Consider the following 21,175-nt stretch of genomic DNA (forward strand, 5'->3'; position numbering starts at 1 on the left):
GCCATGATTAAGGTCGGTGAATACAATACGTTAAAAGTCATCCGCAAGGCCACACCCGGGGTCTACCTCGAAGACGGAGGGGAAGGCATCCTGTTGCCCAACCGCGCCGTACCCGAGGGAACCAAGACCGGGGACGAGCTAAAAGTCTTTGTCTACCATGACTCCGACAACCGGCTCATCGCCACCACGGAGACCCCGAAAGCCGTGGTAGGGGACAACGTCCGGCTCAAGGTCGTGGCCGTGACACCCCAGGGTGCCTTTTTGGACTGGGGTCTGATGAAAGACCTTTTTGTCCCCAAGTCGCAGCAACATTCTTTTATGCGGCTGGGTGGCGAATACCTCGTGCACCTCTACATCGACCGCCAGACGGGACGCGTTGCCGCCACGGAAAAGATCGACGCCTTTCTCAGCAACGACCCGCTGACGGTACAAGAAAACGACGAGGTCGCCCTGACCGTTTACCGGCCCAGCGACATGGGTTTTGTCGTCATCATCAACGGCCTCCATACCGGCCTGCTCTATGGCGACGAAGTGTTTACTGACCTCTTACCCGGCGACACCCTCACCGGTTTTATCCGCAAGATCCGCCCCGATGGAAAGATCGACGTGGTCGCAGGGAAAAGGGGTTACCAAAAGGTAAGCGACGAAGCCACCCGCATCCTTCGCTACCTGGAGGATCATGGAGGCTACCTCCCCCTCAACGACAAATCCGATCCCGAGGACATCTACAAAACCCTCGGGATGAGCAAAAAAACCTTCAAGATGACCACCGGCGCCTTGTACAAGCAACAGAAGATCGTCTTTACCCAGACGGGGATACAGCTCCTCGGGGAAGGGGACTAGGCGGTCGCCGGCTTTTTCCGAACGATCAGGTTCACCAGCAAGGTGAGCAACCCGATCACAACCCCGCTGGCTAATCCGATCACCGGCCCGAAGATGATCATCCCCCGCCGCGGATGATCCGGCCACGGCATGTTATGGCTCATTTGGGCCATTTGCGGGTGGTTGTCCCAGTAAGTATGGAAAAAAATGGCGTGTGCCGCCGTGACCCACACACAATTGAGCAGGCCCAGGCAGACGCCGTGCAAAAACAACCGCCCGGGTGCGTTCCGGGCAATCATCCATGCGCAGAAAAGAAAGACGATCAGCCAAAAGATCGGTTCTACGTTTTGGCCGATCAGGGAAACCGTGGCCAGTCCCATGGCCAGTCCCAACAGGGAAAGCAGAAAGAGAAGTTTCCAGTTCATATCAAAGAGGTTTTGAAAAGCAAGCGTTGTGAATATAGCAAAAAAATGGCTGCCGCAATAGGCGGCAGCCAGGCGGCTATATGGATAGCCTTTATGCGTGAATCTTACCCTTTTGCTCTTTGTTAAAACGAACGACGTTAAAAACCACAATCAGGATAATCGTAACCGAAGTAATAACGCCGGCGGCTACTTCCGGAAGCATACTGTTCACCATACTGCACGTTTTTTATTGCTTGTATGACGGCCGTGGGTGCAAAAAGTGACACCGGGAATCGTTAAAGTTCTTTAATAAAGAAAAGCGCTACGCCCAACACGATGATCCCCAAGGCAAAGCCGATAAAGGGGAGGGGGCTGGTGCAAAAAATAAAGAGCCAGATGAGCATGGACAGCACCGCGGGGAGGGGATATAACGGCATCCGGTAGGGTCTCCGGTCGTTGGGCTGAAGCCGGTGCCAGCGGATCAGGCCGACGGACTGGCTCAGGAACTGGATCAGGATGCGCATCACGATGATCGCGGTGATGGCCGCTTCCATTCTGAACAAAAGACTAAAGATAAACCCCAGGGCGCCCAAGACCAGGAGAGACACGTGGGGAAACCGGTGCTTGGGGTGCAGCTTTGCAAATACGGGGAAAAAGTCCCCCTTCACCGCCGCCGCGTAAGGCACCCGCGAATACCCCAGGGTCAGGGCAAAAAGAGAAGAAGACGCGATCACCAGGATGAGCCCGGTGGCGATCGAGGCGACGTGGGGGTTGTACAACTTTTCGATATAGGTGCTGATCAAAAAGTCCCGGCGACCGATGGTTTGCCAGGGCAGGTTGCCCAGCAGGGCCAGTTGCATGCCCACGTACAGGAGCGCGATGATGGTCACCGACAGAAAGATGCTGCGGGGAATGTTCCGCTCCGGGTTTTTGATCTCTCCGCCCAGGTTGACAACGTTATAGTAGCCCAAATAAGAATAGACCGTTTTCAGGGTCGCGTTTCCGATGGCGGTACACAGAAGCGTGGACGCCTTGAAACCCGACAAGTCCCAATGGAAAGCCTGCGCGCTGTTAAAATGCGGGAGACCCGAGCCGATGATCCAAAGGATGGTGCCCATCGTGATCAGCCCGAGGATCATGGATATGTTGCCGACGACGTGTATTTTCCGGTAAAGGACGATGACCACCAGGATCACAAGCCCGCCGCTGACGATCTTTTGCTCCACAGGGGTAATGGGAACCAGGTAATGAAGGTATTGCGCAAACCCGATGGCCGCGGAAGCCATGGTCAGCGGTGCCTGGATGACCGTCTGGAAGACGAACAAGAAGGGCATCAACCGCCCCAGCCGCCCGTCCCCGTAAAGTTTCCTCAGGAAGACATAGCTGCCGCCGGCCTCGGGCCAGCGCGCGCCCAGCTCGGACCAGACCATCCCGTCGGTATACGCCAGCAAGGCCCCCAGCAGCCAGGCCAGCACACAGGCCGGTCCCTGGAGGGCGCCGGTCACCATCGAGACGACAAGAAAAGGCCCGATCCCGACCATGTCGATCATGTTGATCGCGGTGCCCTGTGCCAGGGAAAGGGACCTCAACAAGGCGGGTTTGTTACCCGCGTCGGGGGAAAGCGCAGCAGCCATGTTCTGTAAAAATAATCCTGTACATTTAAACAAACGTACTTGCCATGTCAAAACTTTGTCCTATAGTATTGGCGATCCTTTTGTGCGGCACAGCGGTCGCGCAAACCCCTGACCCCCAGGTCCGCGCCGTCTACGACCTGGTCGCGCGGGTCCTCCCCGCGCACGCCCATGACTTTACGGTCATGCGTATCCCAAAGGAGAACGGCAAAGACGTTTTCGAGCTCGAAAGCGCGGGTGGCAAGATCGTGCTGAAGGGCAGCACCGGCGTAGCCGCCGCCAGCGCCCTCGGCTATTACCTGAAGACGTACGGCCATTGCGACATCGGTTGGAACGGAACCCAGTTGAACCTTCCCGACGTCCTCCCGGCCGTCCCGGAAAAGGTCCGCAAGGAAACCCCCTATACCTATCGCTATTACCTCAACTATTGCACCTTCAACTATTCCGCCAGCTGGTGGGACTGGAAACGCTGGCAATGGGAAATCGATTGGATGGCCCTCAACGGCATCAACATGCCCCTCGCCCTCACGGGGCAGAACGTCATCTGGAAACGCGTATACAAAAGCCTTGGCTTTACGGATAAGGAGCTGGAAGGCTTTTTTAGCGGCCCCGCCTACTTCAACTGGTTTTGGATGGGGAACCTCGACGGGTGGGGTGGGCCCCTGCCGGACAGCTGGATGCAAACCCACGAGGCCTTGCAAAAACAAATCCTGGCCCGGGAACGCTCCTTCGGGATGACGCCCGTCCTGCCTGCCTTTACCGGACACGTCCCTCCCGCCTTCCAGGAGCGCTTCCCCGAAGCAAAACTGCGCAAGACCAACTGGGGTGCGGGTTTTGGAGATGTATACATCCTGGACCCGGGTGATCCCCACTTTACGGAGATCGGCCGCCGCTTCCTGGAAGAAGAGGTCAAAACTTACGGGACCGATCACCTGTATTCCGCGGATACGTTTAACGAGAACGTGCCGCCGTCGAACGATTCACTTTTCCTCAGCAATATCAGCCGGAAGGTCTTTGGCGCGATGGCGTCGGGGGATCCAAAAGCTGTTTGGGTCATGCAAGGCTGGCTCTTTGTCAACGACGCTTCTTTTTGGAAACCCACCCAGGTAAAGGCGTTGCTCAAGGCCGTGCCCGACGACCGGATGATCATCCTGGACCTATGGTCGGAGACTTTTCCTGTTTGGGGCAAGACCGACGCCTATTATGGGAAACCCTGGATCTGGTGTATGCTCCACAATTTTGGCGGGAACACCGGTCTTTTCGGACGCATGCCGACCGTCGCGGCCGGACCCGCCTCTGCCCTGGCCGATCCGAACGCCGGCAAGCTGTCGGGGATCGGTCTTACACCCGAAGCCATCGAACAAAACCCCGCCCTGTATGAGCTGATGCTCGACAATACCTGGAGTAAAGAGCCCATCGACCTGGACGCCTGGCTAAAGGACTATGCCCGCCGCCGCTATGGTCAGGAAGATGCAGGCGCAGACAGCGCCTGGGCGATATTGTCCCGGACGGTGTACAACGGCCGCCAGCGGGATGGCGCCCCGGAATCCATCCTCACGGGGCGGCCTACCTGGGCAAAAAGCGCCGAGTGGTCCAACACCGGCGGTGCCTCCTATGCGCCCCAAGACCTTTGGCCCGCCTGGACTGCCCTGATCGGATCGGCATCGACGCTCCGGGGAAGCGAAGGCTACCGGTACGACCTCGTGGACCTCACGCGCCAGGTGCTCGCCGACTACGCGGACACGTTACAACAATCCTGTGCGGAAGCCTATAGGGAACGGAACGTTATTTTGCTCCGGGACCGCAGCACGCGTTTCCTCGAATTGCTCGACGACATCGACCGGCTGCTCGCCACGCGCAAGGACTTCCTGCTGGGCCCCTGGCTCAACACCGCCCGCGCCTGGGGCACCAACCCCGCCGAAGCCGACCTCTATGAACGGAACGCCCGCGACCTCATCACCCTTTGGGGCGACAAAAATTCGCCCCTCCACGAATACGCCTGCAAACAATGGTCCGGTTTGATCCGCGACTTTTATAAACCCCGCTGGGCGAAATTTTTTGCCGAAGCCATCGACAGCCTGGAGCAACACAAAAAGATCGACATCGACGCCTTCGGCCTTCGCATCCGCGACTGGGAATGGGACTGGGTCAACAAGCACGATCCCTATCCCGACCAGCCGGTTGGCGACCCTGTCGAGGTGGCCGTCGAACTCTACCACAAGTATATGGACACCTGGCGGCTGGCCGGTCCGTTGCGCATCCCCCTCTGGCCTGGGGGTGCCCCCGGTTTTGAACGCCTTCGCGACCAACCCGAGCAGGCAAAAGATTATTGGGTAAAAAACATCCACAACCCCTCCGTGACCGTCTATGCGCCCCCGCCCGGCAAAGCCAACGGCACCGCCGTGCTCATCTGTCCCGGGGGCGGGCACCGCTTGCTGGTCTATAACGGCGAGGGCCGTGACCCGGCGGTTTTCCTGAATAGCCTGGGCGTTACGGCGTTCGTCCTGAAGTACCGCCTTTTCCGCGAAGACTCGATCTATACCTTCGACCGCGATACCCGCGCCGATGTATACCGCGCTATGCGCTATATCCGCGCCCACGCAGGCGAGTGGGGGATCGATACCGCTCGCGTAGGGATCCTTGGGTTCTCCGCCGGAGGGGAAACGGCGGCTCTCGCGGCGTATAGCGACGGCGGCCCGTCGGGCTCCGGCGGCCCCGTTGCCGGCGACCCCACCGCCGCAGACCCCGTCGACCGGCTAAGCGCGCGGCCCAACTTTGCCATGCTGGTCTACCCCGGCCCCCTGGGCATTCCCGATCGCGTGTCCGCCAATGCGCCGCCCGCGTTCCTGGTAGCGGCGGACGACGATACCTGTTGTTCCCCGTCCATCATGCGGTTGATGACCGCGTATCGCGCGGCGGGGGTGCCGGTGGAGGTTCACCTCTATGCCCACGGCAGTCATGGGTTTAACATGGGGTACCGCAACGACCTTTGGTCGGTTCAGGACTGGCCTGTAAGGATGGCGGATTGGTTGAGGGATAATAAGTGGGTGCCGCGGTAAACGACCCTAGACCGTCTTCCGGTAATTCAGTATTGCCCACACATTGAGCCCGAGCCCGATGAGCGCCATGGCGCCCAGGTGATAGCCTATGTCTGACCAATCGCTTCCTTTGAGGACGACCATCCGCATGATCTTGATAAAGTGGGAAGGGGGAAAAGTCTCGACGATGTATTGCGCCCAGTCGGGCATGCTGTCCACGGCCGTGAATATGCCGCTCATGAGGTTGAAAATATTGATGAAAAAGAACGAAAGGCTCATGGCTTGTTGCTGCGTTGCGGAGTAGGTGGAGATCAACAGCCCCATGCCCAGCATGGCGAACAAATAAACGATGAGCGCGCCATATAGGGTGAGGAGGTTGCCGACGGGCACGATCCCGTAAAACGCCCAGCCCGCCAGCAGACCCAGGGTAAAGACGATGATGCTGAGTACCATGTACGGGATCAGTTTGCCGAGGATAAACCAGTGTTTGCGGATAGGGGTGACGTTGATTTGTTCGATGGTGCCGCTTTCTTTTTCCTGGACAATATTGAACGCCGACTGCATCGTCGCCATCGCGGTGACGAGGGTGACCAGGATGGCGGGGACCATGTAGAGGTGATAGTTTAGCAAAGCGTTGTACCAGTTGGCGGGGGCGACGGTGACCTGGGGCGTGGCGTCAGGGGCGGCAGGCCCCAGCCACTGGAGACGTATCTCGCTATTGAAATCGCTCACGATGCTCGACAGGTACGCCCCGCCAAGGTTGGCCTTCGTGCCTTCGATGGCATCGATCGAAATGTAGAGGTCCTTTGCGTTTTCCTTGACGAGGTCGCGTTCGAAGTGAGCGGGGATCTGGAGCACGAGGTCCGCCTTGTCGCGTTGGACGAGGGCGAGTGCTTCGTTGTAGGAGGCGGTGTACCCTGTCAGCTTGAAATAACCGGAAGAGGTGATCTTTTCGATGAGCCTGCGGCTGGACGGGGAATGGTCCTGGTCCACGACGGCCATGGCAATATTCTTCACGGTATAATCGGCGGCCAGGGGCAGCAGGATGAGCTGGATCAGGGGCGCGATCAGGAGGATCGAAAGCAGCTGGCGGTTGCGCAGCATTTGCCGGAATTCTTTTTCCAGCAGGAAAAGGAACGTTCTCATTGCAATCTGGTTTTAAATCTCCGGAGGCTTATGGTTAACAGGGCAAGGGACATTCCCGCCAGGATCAGGGTTTCTTTCCAAACGGTGGCGAAGCCAAGGCCTTTGAGCATGACCCGCTTGACGATGATGAAGTACCAGCGGGAGGGGACGAGGTTGGATAGCCATTGCAGGGGGAGCGGCATGTTTTCTATGGGGAAAAGAAAACCCGTCAGGAGCATGGTGGGCAGCATCATGCCCATCAGGCTGTTCATCATGGCGGCCTGTTGGGTCTTGGCGTTGATGGAGAGCAACAAGCCGATGGACAGGGACGTCAGGATAAAAAAGAAGCTGGCCAGCAGGAGGAGCCAGACGCTTCCTTTGACGGGGAGGTCGAGGAAAACGTCGCTCAGCGCCAGGATGATAAAAAGATTGATGATCGAAATGATGAGGTTGGGCATCAGTTTCGAAATGATGATGTAGACCGTCTTGAAAGGGGAGACCAGCAGGATTTCCATGGTGCCGAGCTCTTTTTCCCGGACGATGGCGACCGAGGTCATCATGGTGCACACCAGCATGAGGACGAGCGCCATGACCCCGGGGACGAAGTTGGGCGCGCCTTTGAGTTCGGGGTTATAGAGCATCCTGACCTGGGTGCCGATCTGGAGGGGTTGTCCGGATGCCTGGGCCAGACCGGCATTATAGGAGCCGACGATCTCGGTCAGGTAGTTGGTGACCGTGGTGGCCTGGTTGGGGTCCGAGGCATCGGCGATTACCTGCAGGGTGGCTGTCCCGGTATGCGTCAGGTCGTCTGAAAAGTGTGCGGGGAAAACGACCGCCATCTTGATGTCGCCCCTTTTAAAAGCCGCGTCGATCTGGTCCGCGCTTTCGAGGGCGCGGGTGACCTTGAAATAGCGGCTGGATCCGATCTCCTGCGTCAGCTCCGTGGTCACCGGGTCCTTGGAATAGTCGGCCACGACGATCTTCGAATTCTTGATCTCGTTGGAGAGGGCAAAGCCAAAAAGCACGATCTGCGCGATGGGCAGGCCAAATAGCATCAGGAGCGTCTTGCGGTCCCGGAAGACGTGCAGGAATTCTTTTTGTACAAAGACAATTAATTGTTTCATATTAATCGGCTTTACGTTTTGCGTTCCTGGCGAGCTGGTAGAACACCTCTTCCATATTCGCGCAGGCAAATTGTTGTTTCAAACCGCCGGGGCTGTCGAGGGCGGCGATCACCCCGTCGACCATGATGGAGACCCTGTTGCAGTATTCGGCCTCGTCCATGTAGTGGGTCGTGACAAAGACGGTGACGCCTTTGTCTGCGGCGTGGTAAATGAGGTCCCAGAACTGCCGGCGGGTGACGGGGTCGACGCCACCGGTCGGTTCGTCGAGGAAAACGATGTCGGGGTCGTGGACGATGGAGACGGAAAAAGACAGCTTTTGTTTCCACCCCAGGGGCAGCTCCCGGACCAGCGTCTTTGCTTCGTTTTGGAGCTGGAGCTCTTCCAACAGGGTTTTGGTCTTGGACCGGATCTGTGCGGTGGACATCCCGTAGATACCGGCATAAAAGCGGATGTTCTCGGTCACGGTGAGGTCGTCGTAGAGGGAGAACTTCTGGCTCATGTAGCCGATCCGGCGTTTGATGCGCTCCGTTTGGGTATAGACGTCAAAACCGGCGATGGTGGCGTCCCCCGAGGTGGGTGCGAGCAGGCCGCATAACATGCGCATCGCGGTGGTTTTGCCTGCCCCGTTGGCGCCCAGGAAGCCAAAGATCTCCCCTTTGTCCACCTGGAAGGTGAGTTCGTTACAGGCCACGAAGCTCCCGAAGCGTTTGGTGAGTTTTTGTGTCGTGATCACGGGTGCCATGGCTTAGTCTTTTAAAAGATGGATAAAACAGTCTTCGATAGAGGGCTTTATTTCCGCGATGTCTACATTTTTATGCCCTTTAGCCTCCAGGTAGTCTTTCAGGTCTCCCTCGAAAGTGGCATGCAACGCCTCCCCAAAGGCAAAACAGGTTTTCGTGCCCGGGAAGGTCCGGACGTCCTGGAGTACCTTGAAGGGTTGGGCGGAGCGGATGGAGTACAGCGTCCCGGGGAAGGAATCGACAATGCCCTGGGGCGTATCGATGGACAGGATCTTCCCCTTTTGGATCAGGGCGATGCGGTCGCAAAGCGTGGCTTCGTCCATATAGGGCGTGGAGACCAGGATCGTCATGCCCCTTTCCTTCAGCTTGCCCAGCATGTCCCAGAATTCCCTGCGGGAAACGACGTCCACACCCGTGGTGGGTTCGTCCAGAAAGAGGACCCGGGGTTGGTGGATCAGGGCGCAGCAAAGCGCCAGCTTTTGTTTCATCCCGCCGGAAAGCTTACCCGCACGCCGGTCCTTGAAGGGTTCGATCTGCTGGTAAATGTCCTTAATCTGGTCATAGTTTTCCTGGAGCGTCGTTCCGAACACGGTGGCAAAGAAGTGGATGTTCTCCGCAATGGTGAGGTCCTGGTAAAGGCTAAAGCGGCCGGGCATGTACCCCACGCGCTCCCGGATTTTCGCATAGTCCTTTACCACATCCAGGCCGTCAACCGTAGCGTGGCCCTTGTCTGCCAGCAGGAGGGTGGTCAGGATGCGAAAGAGTGTTGTTTTCCCTGCCCCGTCCGGTCCGATGAGACCGAAAAGCGCGCCCTCCTCTACCTGGAAGGAAACATCCTGTACGGCCTGCACGGTGCCTTTGTTGAATGTCTTGGAGATTTGGTCGAGGGTGATCATGGCTTAGAATTTTACTTCCCCATACATGCCGAGTTTGAGCAGACCGTCGTTTTTGACGCGGATCTTGATCGCATAGACAAGATTGGCGCGCTCATCCCGGGTTTGGATGGTCTTCGGCGTGAATTCGGCCTTGTCGGAAATCCAGGATATAAAGCCGCTGTAGGGTTGATATTCCCCGGTCCCCTTGTCTGCAAACACCTGGACGGTTTGTCCAAGCCGCAAACCGGTGAGTTGTGGCCCGGTGACATACACCCGCAGTGTGATGGTATCCAGGTTGGCGATCTTATACAGGGCTTTGCCCGTTGTGGCCATTTCCCCGGCAAAAGCATATTTCGTCAACACGATCCCCGTCAGTGGATTGACGATTTGCCCCTTGTCGATCTGGTCCTGGTAATTGGCGGCCGATTTTTCCAACGGATTTTTTTCCGCATAGACCGTCCGGTTCTGGGTGGCGATATTGGACTGGTCCAGCTTCAGTTGTTGTTCATACACCGCCGCTTGTTTTTCGAGCTGGTCGATGCCCGCGTTGATGTCATCGAGCTGTTTCTGGGTGGCGGCGTCCGCCTTGAGGAGGTTCTGGGTCCTCGTCCTTTCGCGGTATTGCTGGGCAAGCTGGGCCTTGGTGACGTCCAGCTGGCGTTGTACGAAAAGGCTTTGGGGAGCGGGGTTGGTCGTCTTTTGCGCCAGGGCGGTAATGGTGGCCTGGACCTGTTCTTTTTGAAGGACGAGCCCCTTGACGTCGATCTGGCCGATGACCTCGCCCTTTGCCAGGGAGTCGCCTTCCTGCAGGGTAAAGTCCAGGATCTTCCCGTTTTGTTCTGCCGAGACGATGACCTCGTCGGATTCGAAAACACCCGAAGCATCGCTCTTGAGCCGGTTCGAACCACAGGCGGCCAATCCAAGCGCCAATGTGAGAAAAGTGATGTGTCGCATGAGTATACAGTTTTAGTTGCCTGAAGTAGTTTTATGATCGTATTCGGAAATGAGCATTTGTATCTGGTGGACGACCCGGTCCTGGCGGGCCTGCGCCTCCGCATTGACGTCCAGCAGGTAGTCGTTGGCGCTCAGCACACCGTTCGCCAGTTGGGCCGCCGACGTCTTGGTCACCGACTGCCGGAGCCGGATGATCTCGTCGTCCGAGTTAACCAGGGCTTCGTAGCGGCGTACGTCGGCGTTTTGCTGATGCAGGGTCATCTGGGTATTGAAAAGAAAAGTATTTCGGTCCGCTTCCACCATCGCCTCGTTGTTGTGGCTCGTGAGGCGGTCTTTGCGGTAGGTGTACAACCCGCCGATGTTCCAGCTCAGCCTCAACCCCGTGATGTAATAAAGCGACCAGTTCGGCGCCAGGACATTGACCGGATTTGGCTTCCCGTATCCGCCCTGGAAAAAAGCGCTCAACGAGGGGAAGAGGTTCGCCCGGGTCAGCTGCAACTGGTCCTTATAGGATTGGATCTGCAAATCATACGACCTTACTTCCGGCCGGTTGATGGAGTCGTTCATGTCCGGCGTCCCGGGTTTCACCAGCTGAGCGCTGTCGTCCAGCGTCCGGTCCAGGAACAATCCAAGCATGTCCGTATAAGCCCGGCGTGACGCCCGTAGCTCGATGGCGTGCTGGTCCGTCGTCAGCAGCTCAGCCTGCAGCTTGGCAAGGCTGGAGTGAAAATCCGTCCCGTTGGCGATGGCCGCCTGCACCTTGTCGATCCCCGTCTGGATATTGGCCACCGAGAGGTCATTTTGCTCCAGTTGTCCGTCGATCAACAGGATTCCGAAAAACAGCTGGTTTACCCTGTCCTTCAGCGCGTACAATTGGGCGTTCAGGTTCTCTTCCTGGACGGCGGCGTCCGTACGGCTGATTTGCTTTTTGCGTTGCGTAATGCCAAAGTCCGTGAGGGTTTGCGACACCTCGCCGTGGACTTGATACTGATCCTTGGAGACCGTCGGGATGTTGTATCCCGGTATGGACACGCTCGTGACGTCCGATTGGTAGGTCGCCGATCCGCTCACCGCAAGCTGTGGATAGATGCCCTTCGACAGGTTGTCGATGGTGTAGCTTTCCGTTTTGGCGATCAGGCCGCGCTGGTGCGTGAGGGGGTAGTTGGCTTCGGCCAGGGTGTAGCATTCTTGCAGGGTCAGCGGCTGCGCGCTCGCTCCCGCACTGGCTGTCGCGATGAAGAGGAGGATAAAGATTTGTCGTAGCATACGCGAGTTTTTAATATCTTGTTTTAATCATTTGATTAACAGAAGTTCCAAAAAAAGGCGGAAAAATCCGCCGCATTCAGGCCGCCGACATCCGCATCATCCATCCCGGGATCATCTTCTTCCGCTCTTCCATGAGTTGCACGAATTCCTCTTCTGAAAGACCGAAGCGGAAGGTCAGCAGCCGCTTCCCCAAAAAGGGGAAGATGATCATCCCCATCAGGTTGGCCATCAGGTGCAGCGGGTGGACGTCTTTGAATTCTCCTTTTTGCGCCGCTTCCCCAAACCGGGCAAAGAACGTGTTCCGCAGGCTGCTCAACCGGTCCATGAACCCCGAATTATTGATTTCCCCCGACGGGTCGTTGGCGATATTGCTCAGGACAAAAAACGGGAGGTCAGGATTTTTCAGGAGCATATTAATATAGGCGTCCGCCACAAAGGAGAGCATTTCTTCCATAGTCATGTTCTTGTTCTCCATATTCTGTAGGATCACCCCCAAAAAGAGCTGCATATTTTCCCACATGATGATGTTAAAGAGCTTCTCTTTATTCCGGAAGTAGTAGTTCAGCAACGCCAGGTTGATCCCCGCCTCTTCCGCGATGTCCCGGGTCCGGGTGGCCGCAAAACCTTTTTGCGTAAAAAGTTTCCGTGCCGCCTCCTTAATCCTTTCTTCGGTGGATTGGTCCTTGTCCTTTGGAGCCCTGGGTTTTTTCGCCGGCGCCTTTTTCGGCTTTCCTTCTGTCGCCACGTCGCATTGATTTGTTAGGACAAAGATAGTTTGGGTTTTGATTTAAACAAATTATTTAATCAAATGATTAAAATTATTTTCGGCGCCATTGACAGACCTACACCAAACGCGCACCGACCGGCGCCCTCCCCGGGCGACGGGCTGCCCGCCAGGGCCAGAGGCACCCCGCCAGGGGTTACTTCCCCCTCGGCCGGACCATGGCCCAGACGGCCAGCCCCACCCAAATGACGTTGACCACCGCCGATGGAATGGCATGATGATAATAAGTATTGACGATCAGGCACGCACTCCCGCTGATATTCAGCAGGTAATAGGGTAGGCTTTCCGCCTTCATCCGCCCGAACATATTCATGGCGTAGGCAAACACGACCAGGGCGGACCCCAGCCAGCCGATGATATCTATAATGGGCATGGTTAGAAACGGTCGTTATTGACTTCGATCCAGTAGCCGTCGGGGTCCTGGAAATAGATCTGGAGCACGCCGTCGGGCCGGCGGGTGGGTTTTTTATCGGTGGCGTTCCAACCACCGTAAGGGACACCGGCCTTGTCGAGGCGTTTGGCAAAATCCGCGATGTCGGATACGCTAAAGGCCATGTGGACGTCTACGTGGTGGGGCTCGTCGGCTTTGGCACCGGAGACGACGTGGAGCTCCTGGTGGGGGCCGATGCGGAACCAGGTGTGGCGGCCGTCGTGAAAGGGCTCGGGGATGGTGTCAAACCCCATCACGTCGTGGTAGAAGTCCGAGGCTCGTTTGAGGTCTGTGCCATAGACGGTGATGTGGTTGATATGGGCAACCTGGGCGTGGAGGCCGGAGCCAAGGAAAAGAAAAGCAATCGCAACGGGGAAGCGCATGGATGTGGGTTTATGGATAAAAGTACGGATTTAATTTATTTGATTTTCGTAATTTCGGGTTATGCCCACCATCGAAACGCTGGAAGACTTCTATAAGAACAAATTGTCCTGGGTGCCCACCAACCTCCAAAACGAGATCGGGCACTTCAACGTGTTCAAACGGGACGAATTTTGCGGCCCCCGTGCCAAACCGGCGCCCTACAGCCGCCGGGAGTATTATAAGATCAGCCTGATGATCGGCAACAACCGTTTTCACTATGCGGACAAGAGCCTGGAGATCCGGGGAAAGGCGCTTTTGTTTGCCAATCCGCAGGTGCCCTACCAGGTAGAGGCCCTGGAGGAGGGGGACCAAAGCGGGTACTTTTGCATCTTTACCGAATCCTTTATGAGCCGTTCCTGGGGCGCGCGTCTCCAGGACCTCCCTGTGTTCCGCCCGGGCGGACATCCCATTTTTATTTTGGATGAAGACCATACCCAGGTCGTTACGGACATCTTTCTCCGGATGATGACGGAGATTGCTTCCGAGTATGTATACAAATACGACGCCTTGCGCAATTACGTGTTCGAGCTGATTCACCATGCCCAAAAGATGGAGCCGGTGACCACCCATTACCAGCATGCCAACGCGTCGATGCGGATCTCCACGCTTTTTGTCGAGCTCCTGGAGCGCCAGTTCCCGATAGAGACGCCCCAGCAACAGGTACGCCTGCGCACCGCCTCTGATTTTGCGGGCCAGCTCGCGGTCCATGTCAACCACCTCAACCGGGCCCTGAAGGAAGTCACCGGGAAGACGACAACCGTGCTCATTGCCGAACGGTTGGTGCAGGAAGCAAAAGCGCTCCTGAGGCACACGGACTGGAACGTGTCCGAGGTGGCGTACGGGCTCGGGTTTGAAGAGCCGGCGCATTTCAATAACTTCTTCCGCAAGCACACGAATATGCGGCCCACTGAGTTCCGGGCCTGAGAGGGTGTTTGAATTTCGCAATGGTTTGTTTGCTTTGGGCTACCCGCTCCCGCGGGGTGCGCCTTATTTTTGCTCAAAAAATATACAACTATGAATGAGTCACCTGTCTGGTTTATCACGGGCTGCTCCACGGGCTTTGGCCGGGAGCTGGCCAAATTGATCCTGTCCAGGGGCTGGAGGGCCGTCGTCACCGCTCGTCGCCCGGAAACGATCCAGGACCTGGTCCACGGAAACGAAGGAAGGGCGCTCGCCCTGGCGCTGGACGTCACCGACAAGGCCGGGGTAAAGACGGCGGTCGCAGCAGCCGAGGCGGCCTTCGGACACATCGACGTCTTGGTTAACAACGCGGGATATGGATACCTTTCGAGCATTGAAGAGGGGGAGGAAGAAAAGATCCGGGAACAGATGGACACCAACTTTTACGGGACGCTGTACACCATCCAGGCCGCCTTACCCGGCATGCGTGCCCGCCGCAAAGGACATATCGTTAACTATTCTTCGATTGGCGGCCTGGTGAGCTTTGCCGCCTCCGGGTTTTACCATGCGAGCAAGTTTGCCGTGGAGGGCTTGTCCGAATCGCTGTCCATAGAGCTGGCGCCCATCGGGATCAAGGTCCTGATCGTCGAGCCCGGACCCTTCCGCACCGACTGGGCGGGTCGTTCCATCATCGCTACGTCGCCCGTCATAGAAGACTATATACCCGTCGTGGGTGCACGCATCGAGGGGACCGCGGCCCGGAGCGGGAACCAACAGGGTGATCCTGTGCGGGCAGGCGAGGCCGTTATCCAGGCGGTCAGCGAGAACCTGCCCTACCTGCGGTTGCCGCTGGGGAGGCTCGCGTATGACATGATCAACAAAAAGCTGGATATGCTTCGGGAGAATGTAGAAGCTGTAAAGGAACTGACGCTCGGCGCGGATTATCCCGACGTGGCGCCTGCTGTGATACCGGACGCGCAGATGGCGCGCTAGGCCCCGCACTCGCACCGGCGGCGGCCCCGTCCCGCGGGGGATGTGTCGGCGAGCACGGTCCGCGGCCCGCGGGTCGTGGCCGCGCGCTGCATTATGCCCCCGGCACCACCTGTATCGGCGTCGCCGCCACCGGTGGCTCGCCCGGTTGCTCCCGCCCGATCCTGGAGACCAGGTAGACGATGAGCGCACCCAGCAACCCGATGATCCCAAAGGACCAGCGGAGCGACAATACCTGCGCGACAAAGCCCACCAGGGGCGGGACGATGAGAAAGCCCAGGTAGCCCACGGTGGAGATGGCGGCCAGGGCGGGGCCGCTGCTCATGGTCGTGGATTTGCCCGCCATGCTAAAGACCAGGGGGACGATACACGAAACACCAAGGCCCACGGCGATAAAACCTGCGCCCGCCACCAGCGGGTAGGGGACGATGGCCGCCAGGAGAAGACCGGAGCAGATCAGGACGCCGCTGATCCTTAGAAGGGATTTGATGCCGAAACGGCCGACGATCCGGTCGCCCGCAAACCGTCCGGTGGTCATGGCGATCATGTATACGGCAAAGGCCGCGGTGGCTTCCGCCTTGGACGTGCCAACGGCTTTGCGAAAATAGATGCCGCTCCAGTCATACATGGTGTTTTCGCAGGCCATCGAGGCAAAACAGATAAAACTAAAATTCAGGAGGTGTTTGTCCGGGAGCGAAAACAATGGTTTTTTCTCGTTGGATGGGGTGGGCTTGTCGTGCAACAGGTAGGGGTAGGCGAGAAAGGTCGTTATGGTCATGGCGATGCTCACCGCCAGGAGGTGCCAGGACGTGTACACGTTGTAGTTGACCATGAGGTACCCCAGACCCGCCCCGGCAAAACCCGCGAGGCTCCAGATCCCGTGGAAAGTCGTCATGATGGACCGTTGGAAAAGCCCCTGTACGCCCACGGCCTGGGCATTGAGGGAAATATTGAACAGGTTCCGCGCCGATCCGAAACAAAACAGGATGGCCACCAATTGCCAGGTCTGGCTGGAAAATCCCGCGAAACCCAGCATCACGTTAAAGATGAGTACGCCGATCAGGAGGATGCTTCGGCTGTTGAAACGGCCCAGCAGACGACCGGTCAGGGGCATCGTCATCATCAGGCCGATGGGAAGGGCGAACAAAACGGCGCCCAGCTGCGCCTCGTTAAGGTGGAGCTTGTACTGCATCGAGGGGATGCGGGACGCCCAGGAGGAGTATCCAAACCCGGACAGGAAAAAGAACACGGCGTTGGCGATTCTTAGGCGGCGGAGGGAGGGGGTAGGCTGGTCCATCTGAGGAAGCAAAGATACAGTATCTTCGGTCCTATGAAAAAAGGTCGCCTGGAAGCCTTTAGCGATGGCGTGTTCGCCATCATCATCACGATCATGGTTCTGGAACTACACGTCCCGCACGGGGACCAGTTAAAAGACCTGATGGGGGCCGCTCCACTTTTTATTGGCTATGTGCTCAGCTTCGTATATGTGGGGATCTATTGGAACAACCACCACCACATGTTCTACGTGGTGGACAAGATCGACGGTGGCGTCCTTTGGGCGAACCTGAACCTGTTGTTCTGGCTGTCCCTGGTCCCCTTTGTGACCGAATGGATGGGGGGAAGTCATTTTAGCCGCGGTCCCGTTGCCCTTTATGGTTTTATCCTCATTATGGCAGGCCTTGCCTACAACATCCTCTCGCGGATGCTGATCCGTTGTGCGGGTCACAATACCACCCTGGCCGAGGCTATAGGAAACGACCGTAAGGGAACTTTGTCCGTCGTCGTCTATGCCTGCGCGATCGGTATATCTTTTGTCAGCCCCATTGCCGCCTTGTGTTTGTATTGGGTCGTGGCGGTCGTTTGGTTTATACCCGATCCCCGTATCGAAAAAAGGGTTGGGAGGGCAAAGAACGATTAGTTGTATGGCGCGCACTTTTGTCATCGGTGATATCCACGGCGCCTTTAGGGCACTTACTCCTTTGATCGGGCGGCTGGAGCTGCGCAAGGACGATACCCTCGTCTTTTTGGGGGACTACGTGGACGGCTGGTCGGAGTCGGCGGAGGTGATCGAATACCTGATGGAGCTGGCGAAGCGTTATTCCTGTATTTTCCTGAAAGGAAATCACGACGTATGGTGCGAGGAATGGCTGGACGGGCTGCTCCCCGACGTCAACTGGCTGATGCACGGCGGGTTGGCCACGGTCGAAAGCTATGCGCAGCTGACAAAGACCCGGCGGAAACAACATCTTTCTTTTTTCCGGCGGATGAGCCTCTATCATGTCGATGAAAACAACCGGCTTTTTGTACATGCCGGGTTTACCTCACAGCAAGGGCCGGAAGGAGAGCACTTCCTGGCCACCCTTACCTGGGACCGGACCCTTTGGGAGCTGGCCCTGGCGACCGATCCGGCGTTGACGGCCGATTCCAACCGGTACCCGAAAAGGCTGACCCGTTTCTCCGAAGTCTTTATCGGGCATACGCCCACGACCAATTTTGACCAGACCTTGCCCATGCACGCCTGTAATGTGTGGAACCTGGACACGGGCGCGGCGTTTACCGGCCGGTTGACCGCCATGAACGTGGATACCTATCAATTTTGGCAAAGCGAGGTGGTGCAAGGGTTGTACCCGGAGGAGAAGGGGCGGAATCCGTAAAGGGGCGTCGCCCCGTCCCCGTCACCCCGTCACCGCCGCGATGAAAATTTTCTTTGCGGGTAACGTAAAATGTTTTAGTTTGCGTCAAAATAACGCAAACAAAGTGCCTTCTTTTTCCTCCTACAAGAACCCTTCCTTAGCCGTGGACGTCGTGGTATTCGGTTATAACGACCGGACCTTGTCGGTGCTCTTGTTAAAAAGGAACGAAGAACCCTTCAAAGGAAAGTGGACGCTGCCCGGTGTGTTTCTGGGTATGGAAGAACGCTTCGGGGACGCCTGTTCCAGGGTCCTGAGGACAAAGCTCGGGATGGACGACCTCTATACGGAGCAACTCTATACATTTGACGAACCCTCCCGGGACCCAAGGGGGCGCGCGATTTCGGTGGCGTATTACGCTTTGGTCAATCCGCAACGGTTCACTACCGGGCACAAGTCGGGTGATGCGGAGTGGTTTCCTGTGCACAAAAGACCCTTTTTGGGCTTCGACCACGATGAGATCTTCACGACCGCCCTGCAAAGGCTAAAAGCCAAGATCCTTTACCATCCGGCCGGGTTCGAGCTGCTGGACGAACTCTTTACCATGACTGAGCTCCACGAGCTGTTCGAGTGCATCCTGGACACGACGATCGACCGGAGAAACTTCCGCAGAAAGATCCTGGATTCCGAATATGTGCTCCCCACCGGTTTGAAGCGGGAGGGGTTGCAGAACCGCCATCCGGAGCTTTACAAATTCAACAGAAGATTAAAACTCAAGGGCGCCGGAGGCGCCCTGCCCGAAGGGCCAATAATTAACTGATTTGCGGCGGCGGACTAAATTGTCCGCTTAGTCCGCCGCCGCAAATCAAACATTAACCTAAACAACATCGCACAATGAAAACCTCTCCGATCTTACTAAAGGACGGTTACAAAGTAGGCCACAAGTTCCAGTACCCTGAAGGGACAACCCTCGTGTACAGCAACCTTACCCCGAGAAAATCCAGGAACGACGACATCCACGACGTCGTGTTTTTCGGGCTGCAGTATTTCATCAAGGAATACCTGATCCGCCAGTTCGACGAATGTTTTTTTCAACGGCCAAAGGCCGAAGTCCTCAAGGAATACGCCCGGCGCATGGACTTCTACTTAGGCAAAGACAGCATCACGTACCAGCACATCGCCGACCTGCACGACCTCGGCTATCTGCCGCTGGAGATCAAGGCGCTCCCCGAAGGAACCCTGGTGCCACCCCGGGTGCCCCTGTTTACGATCCGGAACACAAAACCCGAATTTTTCTGGCTGACCAATATGCTGGAGACGCTGTTGAGCGCCGTGCTTTGGAAACCCAGCACCTCCGCCACGACCGCCTTCCAATACCTGAGGACCTTTACAAAGTATGCCCGGGAAACAGTGGGCGACGATCTCAGCTTTGTACCCTGGCAGGGTCACGACTTTTCTTTCCGCGGTATGAGCGGGATCGAAGACGCCATCATGAGCGGCGCCGGTCACCTGCTCAGCTTTACCGGCACGGACACCATACCCGCCATCGACTTTCTCGAACAATACTATAACGCCGACTGCGAGCAGGAACTCATCGGGGGCTCCGTACCCGCGACCGAACACAGCGTCATGTGCATGGGCACCCAGGACAACGAAATCGGTACCTTCGAACGCCTCATCACCGTCGTGTACCCCGCGGGGATCGTCTCCATCGTCAGCGACACCTGGGACTTCTGGCAGGTCGTCACCGGTTTTCTTCCCCAGTTGAAGGACCGCATCCTTGCCCGAAACGGGAAGGTCGTCATCCGCCCCGACAGCGGTGACCCGGTAAAGATCATCGTGGGCGATCCCGCCGCCCCCGCCGGCAGCCCCGAATACAAGGGCGCCATCGAATGTCTTTGGGAAACCTTTGGCGGCACCATTACCCCTCGCGGGTACAAACTCCTGGACGCCCACGTCGGGCTGATCTACGGCGACAGCATCACCCTCGAAAGACAGCACGCCATCCTGGAAGGCCTCCAGCAAAAGGGTTTTGCCAGCTACAACGTGGTCCTGGGGATCGGTTCCTACACCTACGAATACGTCACCCGCGACACCTTCGGGTTTGCGATGAAAGCGACCTACGGCGAAGTGAACGGCGAAGGGCGCGCTATTTTTAAAGATCCCAAGACCGATGATGGTACGAAGAAATCGGCCCGGGGGCTTTTGCAGGTGACCCGCAACCCGGCTAGCGGGGTGCTTGAATTGAAGAATGATTGTACCTGGGAGGAAGAGGGGCAGGGCGAGCTCAAGACCGTGTTCCGTGACGGGAAACTCCTGGTGGAACGGTCGTTGGCGGAGATCCGTGAGCGATTGAAAACTTATTTATCATGAACCTCTCTATTGAAAAATATACACTTTTACGCGATCGCTGGCCGCCCGCCGGCCAGCAGGTCATCGCGCAACACACGGCAGAAGAAGTCGTTGTCTACCAGGCTTATAAGCATTCGATAGCCGACTTCGCCGTCCGGCATCAATACTTTGGCGGCAGCGAATATAGTTATCAGCGGATGTCATGGATCAAGCCCAACTTCCTTTGGATGATGTACCGATGCGGTTGGGCTGAAAAGCCCAATCAAGAGCGGGTACTTGCCCTTTGGATCAGCAAGGGCGTATTGCGGGATATTTTATCCCAGGCCGTCATCACCGCGTTCGATCCCGACTTTTATAGCGATTCGACAACATGGAAGCAAGACCTCGAATCCAAAGACGTACGCCTGCAGTGGGACCCCGATCACGACCCGTACGGCGTCAAGCAATCACGCAGGGCCATCCAGCTGGGTCTGAAGGCCTCGGCGTTGGGACGCTTCGCAAAAGAACAAATCCATCGTATCGAAGATATAACCGACTTTGTCCGGGTGCAGAAGCAACATGTCGACGCCCGTCGACTCGATTTGCTTGAAGTGCCGGTTGAGACGGTTTGGTCGATAGGCGATGCGGATCTGGAAAAAAGAATCGGCATTGCAAACCGGTAGGGCTCAAAGAGCTGGAGCTGATTGC

The 21,175-nt window shown here is 57.0% G+C and carries 21 protein-coding genes; 9 read left to right on the plus strand and 12 right to left on the minus strand.

Annotated elements, in window-relative coordinates; translation table 11 throughout:
* Positions 1-3: 3 nt before the first annotated feature.
* Positions 4-843, plus strand: coding sequence for a CvfB family protein (locus EDB95_RS19525; RefSeq protein ID WP_133996111.1), 840 nt, complete (start codon positions 4-6; stop codon positions 841-843).
* Here EDB95_RS19525 and EDB95_RS19530 read toward each other — a convergent pair.
* Positions 840-1,247, minus strand: a complete 408-nt coding sequence (locus tag EDB95_RS19530) for a hypothetical protein (RefSeq protein WP_133996113.1) — start codon at positions 1,245-1,247, stop codon at positions 840-842. The genes EDB95_RS19525 and EDB95_RS19530 overlap by 4 nt on opposite strands.
* Before the next feature lie 275 nt (positions 1,248-1,522).
* Complete coding sequence (locus tag EDB95_RS19535) at positions 1,523-2,860, minus strand: APC family permease (RefSeq protein WP_133996115.1); 1,338 nt, start codon at positions 2,858-2,860, stop codon at positions 1,523-1,525.
* A gap of 44 nt (positions 2,861-2,904) precedes the next feature.
* On the opposite strand from EDB95_RS19535, the gene EDB95_RS19540 reads away from it, so the two are divergent.
* Complete coding sequence (locus EDB95_RS19540) at positions 2,905-5,916, plus strand: alpha-N-acetylglucosaminidase TIM-barrel domain-containing protein (protein ID WP_211352163.1); 3,012 nt, start codon at positions 2,905-2,907, stop codon at positions 5,914-5,916.
* A 6-nt stretch (positions 5,917-5,922) separates the two neighbouring features.
* Here the strand turns inward: EDB95_RS19540 and EDB95_RS19545 are convergent, their stop codons facing one another.
* From EDB95_RS19545 to EDB95_RS19585, 9 genes are all read right to left on the minus strand, one after another.
* Positions 5,923-7,041 carry an ABC transporter permease gene (locus tag EDB95_RS19545; protein WP_133996117.1) on the minus strand — a complete coding sequence of 373 codons (1,119 nt, stop codon included), beginning with the start codon at positions 7,039-7,041 and terminating at the stop codon, positions 5,923-5,925.
* The gene (locus tag EDB95_RS19550; RefSeq protein WP_133996119.1) at positions 7,038-8,144 is read right to left on the minus strand and encodes an ABC transporter permease; all 1,107 of its coding nucleotides are present in this window, start codon (positions 8,142-8,144) and stop codon (positions 7,038-7,040) included. Before EDB95_RS19550 ends, EDB95_RS19545 begins: the two co-directional genes overlap by 4 nt.
* Before the next feature lies 1 nt (position 8,145).
* Positions 8,146-8,886, minus strand: coding sequence for an ABC transporter ATP-binding protein (locus EDB95_RS19555; protein ID WP_133996121.1), 741 nt, complete (start codon positions 8,884-8,886; stop codon positions 8,146-8,148).
* Positions 8,887-8,889: 3 nt separating this feature from the next.
* Positions 8,890-9,780, minus strand: coding sequence for an ABC transporter ATP-binding protein (locus tag EDB95_RS19560; RefSeq protein WP_133996123.1), 891 nt, complete (start codon positions 9,778-9,780; stop codon positions 8,890-8,892).
* Positions 9,781-9,783: 3 nt separating this feature from the next.
* Positions 9,784-10,713 carry an HlyD family secretion protein gene (locus EDB95_RS19565; protein ID WP_133996125.1) on the minus strand — a complete coding sequence of 310 codons (930 nt, stop codon included), beginning with the start codon at positions 10,711-10,713 and terminating at the stop codon, positions 9,784-9,786.
* Between the two features lie 12 nt (positions 10,714-10,725).
* Complete coding sequence (locus EDB95_RS19570) at positions 10,726-11,979, minus strand: TolC family protein (RefSeq protein ID WP_133996127.1); 1,254 nt, start codon at positions 11,977-11,979, stop codon at positions 10,726-10,728.
* A gap of 76 nt (positions 11,980-12,055) precedes the next feature.
* Positions 12,056-12,724, minus strand: coding sequence for a TetR/AcrR family transcriptional regulator (locus EDB95_RS19575; protein ID WP_133996128.1), 669 nt, complete (start codon positions 12,722-12,724; stop codon positions 12,056-12,058).
* Positions 12,725-12,899: 175 nt separating this feature from the next.
* Complete coding sequence (locus EDB95_RS19580) at positions 12,900-13,136, minus strand: CBU_0592 family membrane protein (protein ID WP_133996130.1); 237 nt, start codon at positions 13,134-13,136, stop codon at positions 12,900-12,902.
* Between the two features lie 2 nt (positions 13,137-13,138).
* Positions 13,139-13,576 carry a VOC family protein gene (locus EDB95_RS19585; RefSeq protein ID WP_133996132.1) on the minus strand — a complete coding sequence of 146 codons (438 nt, stop codon included), beginning with the start codon at positions 13,574-13,576 and terminating at the stop codon, positions 13,139-13,141.
* A gap of 61 nt (positions 13,577-13,637) precedes the next feature.
* On the opposite strand from EDB95_RS19585, the gene EDB95_RS19590 reads away from it, so the two are divergent.
* On the plus strand, positions 13,638-14,540 hold the full coding sequence (locus tag EDB95_RS19590) for a helix-turn-helix domain-containing protein (RefSeq protein WP_133996134.1): 903 nt from the start codon (positions 13,638-13,640) through the stop codon (positions 14,538-14,540).
* A gap of 90 nt (positions 14,541-14,630) precedes the next feature.
* Entirely contained in the window at positions 14,631-15,509 is an 879-nt protein-coding gene (locus EDB95_RS19595) for an oxidoreductase (RefSeq protein ID WP_133996136.1), read from the plus strand.
* 91 nt (positions 15,510-15,600) lie between these two features.
* On the opposite strand, the gene EDB95_RS19600 is transcribed toward EDB95_RS19595, so the two are convergent.
* On the minus strand, positions 15,601-16,803 hold the full coding sequence (locus tag EDB95_RS19600) for an MFS transporter (RefSeq protein WP_133996138.1): 1,203 nt from the start codon (positions 16,801-16,803) through the stop codon (positions 15,601-15,603).
* Positions 16,804-16,836: 33 nt separating this feature from the next.
* Between EDB95_RS19600 and EDB95_RS19605 the strand changes: the two genes are divergently transcribed.
* The 5 genes from EDB95_RS19605 to EDB95_RS19625 all read left to right on the plus strand — a co-directional run bounded on the left by EDB95_RS19605 (position 16,837) and on the right by EDB95_RS19625 (position 21,150).
* Complete coding sequence (locus tag EDB95_RS19605) at positions 16,837-17,424, plus strand: TMEM175 family protein (protein WP_133996140.1); 588 nt, start codon at positions 16,837-16,839, stop codon at positions 17,422-17,424.
* A gap of 4 nt (positions 17,425-17,428) precedes the next feature.
* The gene (locus tag EDB95_RS19610) at positions 17,429-18,160 is read left to right on the plus strand and encodes a metallophosphoesterase family protein (RefSeq protein WP_133996142.1); all 732 of its coding nucleotides are present in this window, start codon (positions 17,429-17,431) and stop codon (positions 18,158-18,160) included.
* 79 nt (positions 18,161-18,239) lie between these two features.
* The gene (locus tag EDB95_RS19615; RefSeq protein ID WP_211352164.1) at positions 18,240-18,956 is read left to right on the plus strand and encodes an NUDIX hydrolase; all 717 of its coding nucleotides are present in this window, start codon (positions 18,240-18,242) and stop codon (positions 18,954-18,956) included.
* 74 nt (positions 18,957-19,030) lie between these two features.
* Positions 19,031-20,509 (plus strand): nicotinate phosphoribosyltransferase, encoded by a 1,479-nt coding sequence (locus tag EDB95_RS19620; protein WP_133996146.1) that lies wholly within the window; start codon positions 19,031-19,033, stop codon positions 20,507-20,509.
* Positions 20,506-21,150 carry a DUF4291 domain-containing protein gene (locus EDB95_RS19625; protein WP_133996148.1) on the plus strand — a complete coding sequence of 215 codons (645 nt, stop codon included), beginning with the start codon at positions 20,506-20,508 and terminating at the stop codon, positions 21,148-21,150. Before EDB95_RS19620 ends, EDB95_RS19625 begins: the two co-directional genes overlap by 4 nt.
* The last annotated feature ends 25 nt before the right edge of the window (positions 21,151-21,175 follow it).

It is taken from the genome of Dinghuibacter silviterrae (genome assembly GCF_004366355.1).
Classification (GTDB): domain Bacteria; phylum Bacteroidota; class Bacteroidia; order Chitinophagales; family Chitinophagaceae; genus Dinghuibacter; species Dinghuibacter silviterrae.

Coding starts and splice junctions, on each gene's coding strand:
- EDB95_RS19530 (WP_133996113.1), bottom strand. CDS start 1,247: ATGAACTGGAAACTTCTCTTTCTGCTTTCCCTGTTGGGACTGGCCATG.
- EDB95_RS19605 (WP_133996140.1), top strand. CDS start 16,837: ATGAAAAAAGGTCGCCTGGAAGCCTTTAGCGATGGCGTGTTCGCCATC.
- EDB95_RS19620 (WP_133996146.1), top strand. CDS start 19,031: ATGAAAACCTCTCCGATCTTACTAAAGGACGGTTACAAAGTAGGCCAC.
- EDB95_RS19540 (WP_211352163.1), top strand. CDS start 2,905: ATGTCAAAACTTTGTCCTATAGTATTGGCGATCCTTTTGTGCGGCACA.
- EDB95_RS19560 (WP_133996123.1), bottom strand. CDS start 9,780: ATGATCACCCTCGACCAAATCTCCAAGACATTCAACAAAGGCACCGTG.
- EDB95_RS19565 (WP_133996125.1), bottom strand. CDS start 10,713: ATGCGACACATCACTTTTCTCACATTGGCGCTTGGATTGGCCGCCTGT.
- EDB95_RS19625 (WP_133996148.1), top strand. CDS start 20,506: ATGAACCTCTCTATTGAAAAATATACACTTTTACGCGATCGCTGGCCG.
- EDB95_RS19590 (WP_133996134.1), top strand. CDS start 13,638: ATGCCCACCATCGAAACGCTGGAAGACTTCTATAAGAACAAATTGTCC.
- EDB95_RS19545 (WP_133996117.1), bottom strand. CDS start 7,041: ATGAGAACGTTCCTTTTCCTGCTGGAAAAAGAATTCCGGCAAATGCTG.
- EDB95_RS19535 (WP_133996115.1), bottom strand. CDS start 2,860: ATGGCTGCTGCGCTTTCCCCCGACGCGGGTAACAAACCCGCCTTGTTG.
- EDB95_RS19570 (WP_133996127.1), bottom strand. CDS start 11,979: ATGCTACGACAAATCTTTATCCTCCTCTTCATCGCGACAGCCAGTGCG.
- EDB95_RS19585 (WP_133996132.1), bottom strand. CDS start 13,576: ATGCGCTTCCCCGTTGCGATTGCTTTTCTTTTCCTTGGCTCCGGCCTC.
- EDB95_RS19525 (WP_133996111.1), top strand. CDS start 4: ATGATTAAGGTCGGTGAATACAATACGTTAAAAGTCATCCGCAAGGCC.
- EDB95_RS19610 (WP_133996142.1), top strand. CDS start 17,429: ATGGCGCGCACTTTTGTCATCGGTGATATCCACGGCGCCTTTAGGGCA.
- EDB95_RS19600 (WP_133996138.1), bottom strand. CDS start 16,803: ATGGACCAGCCTACCCCCTCCCTCCGCCGCCTAAGAATCGCCAACGCC.
- EDB95_RS19580 (WP_133996130.1), bottom strand. CDS start 13,136: ATGCCCATTATAGATATCATCGGCTGGCTGGGGTCCGCCCTGGTCGTG.
- EDB95_RS19550 (WP_133996119.1), bottom strand. CDS start 8,144: ATGAAACAATTAATTGTCTTTGTACAAAAAGAATTCCTGCACGTCTTC.
- EDB95_RS19595 (WP_133996136.1), top strand. CDS start 14,631: ATGAATGAGTCACCTGTCTGGTTTATCACGGGCTGCTCCACGGGCTTT.
- EDB95_RS19555 (WP_133996121.1), bottom strand. CDS start 8,886: ATGGCACCCGTGATCACGACACAAAAACTCACCAAACGCTTCGGGAGC.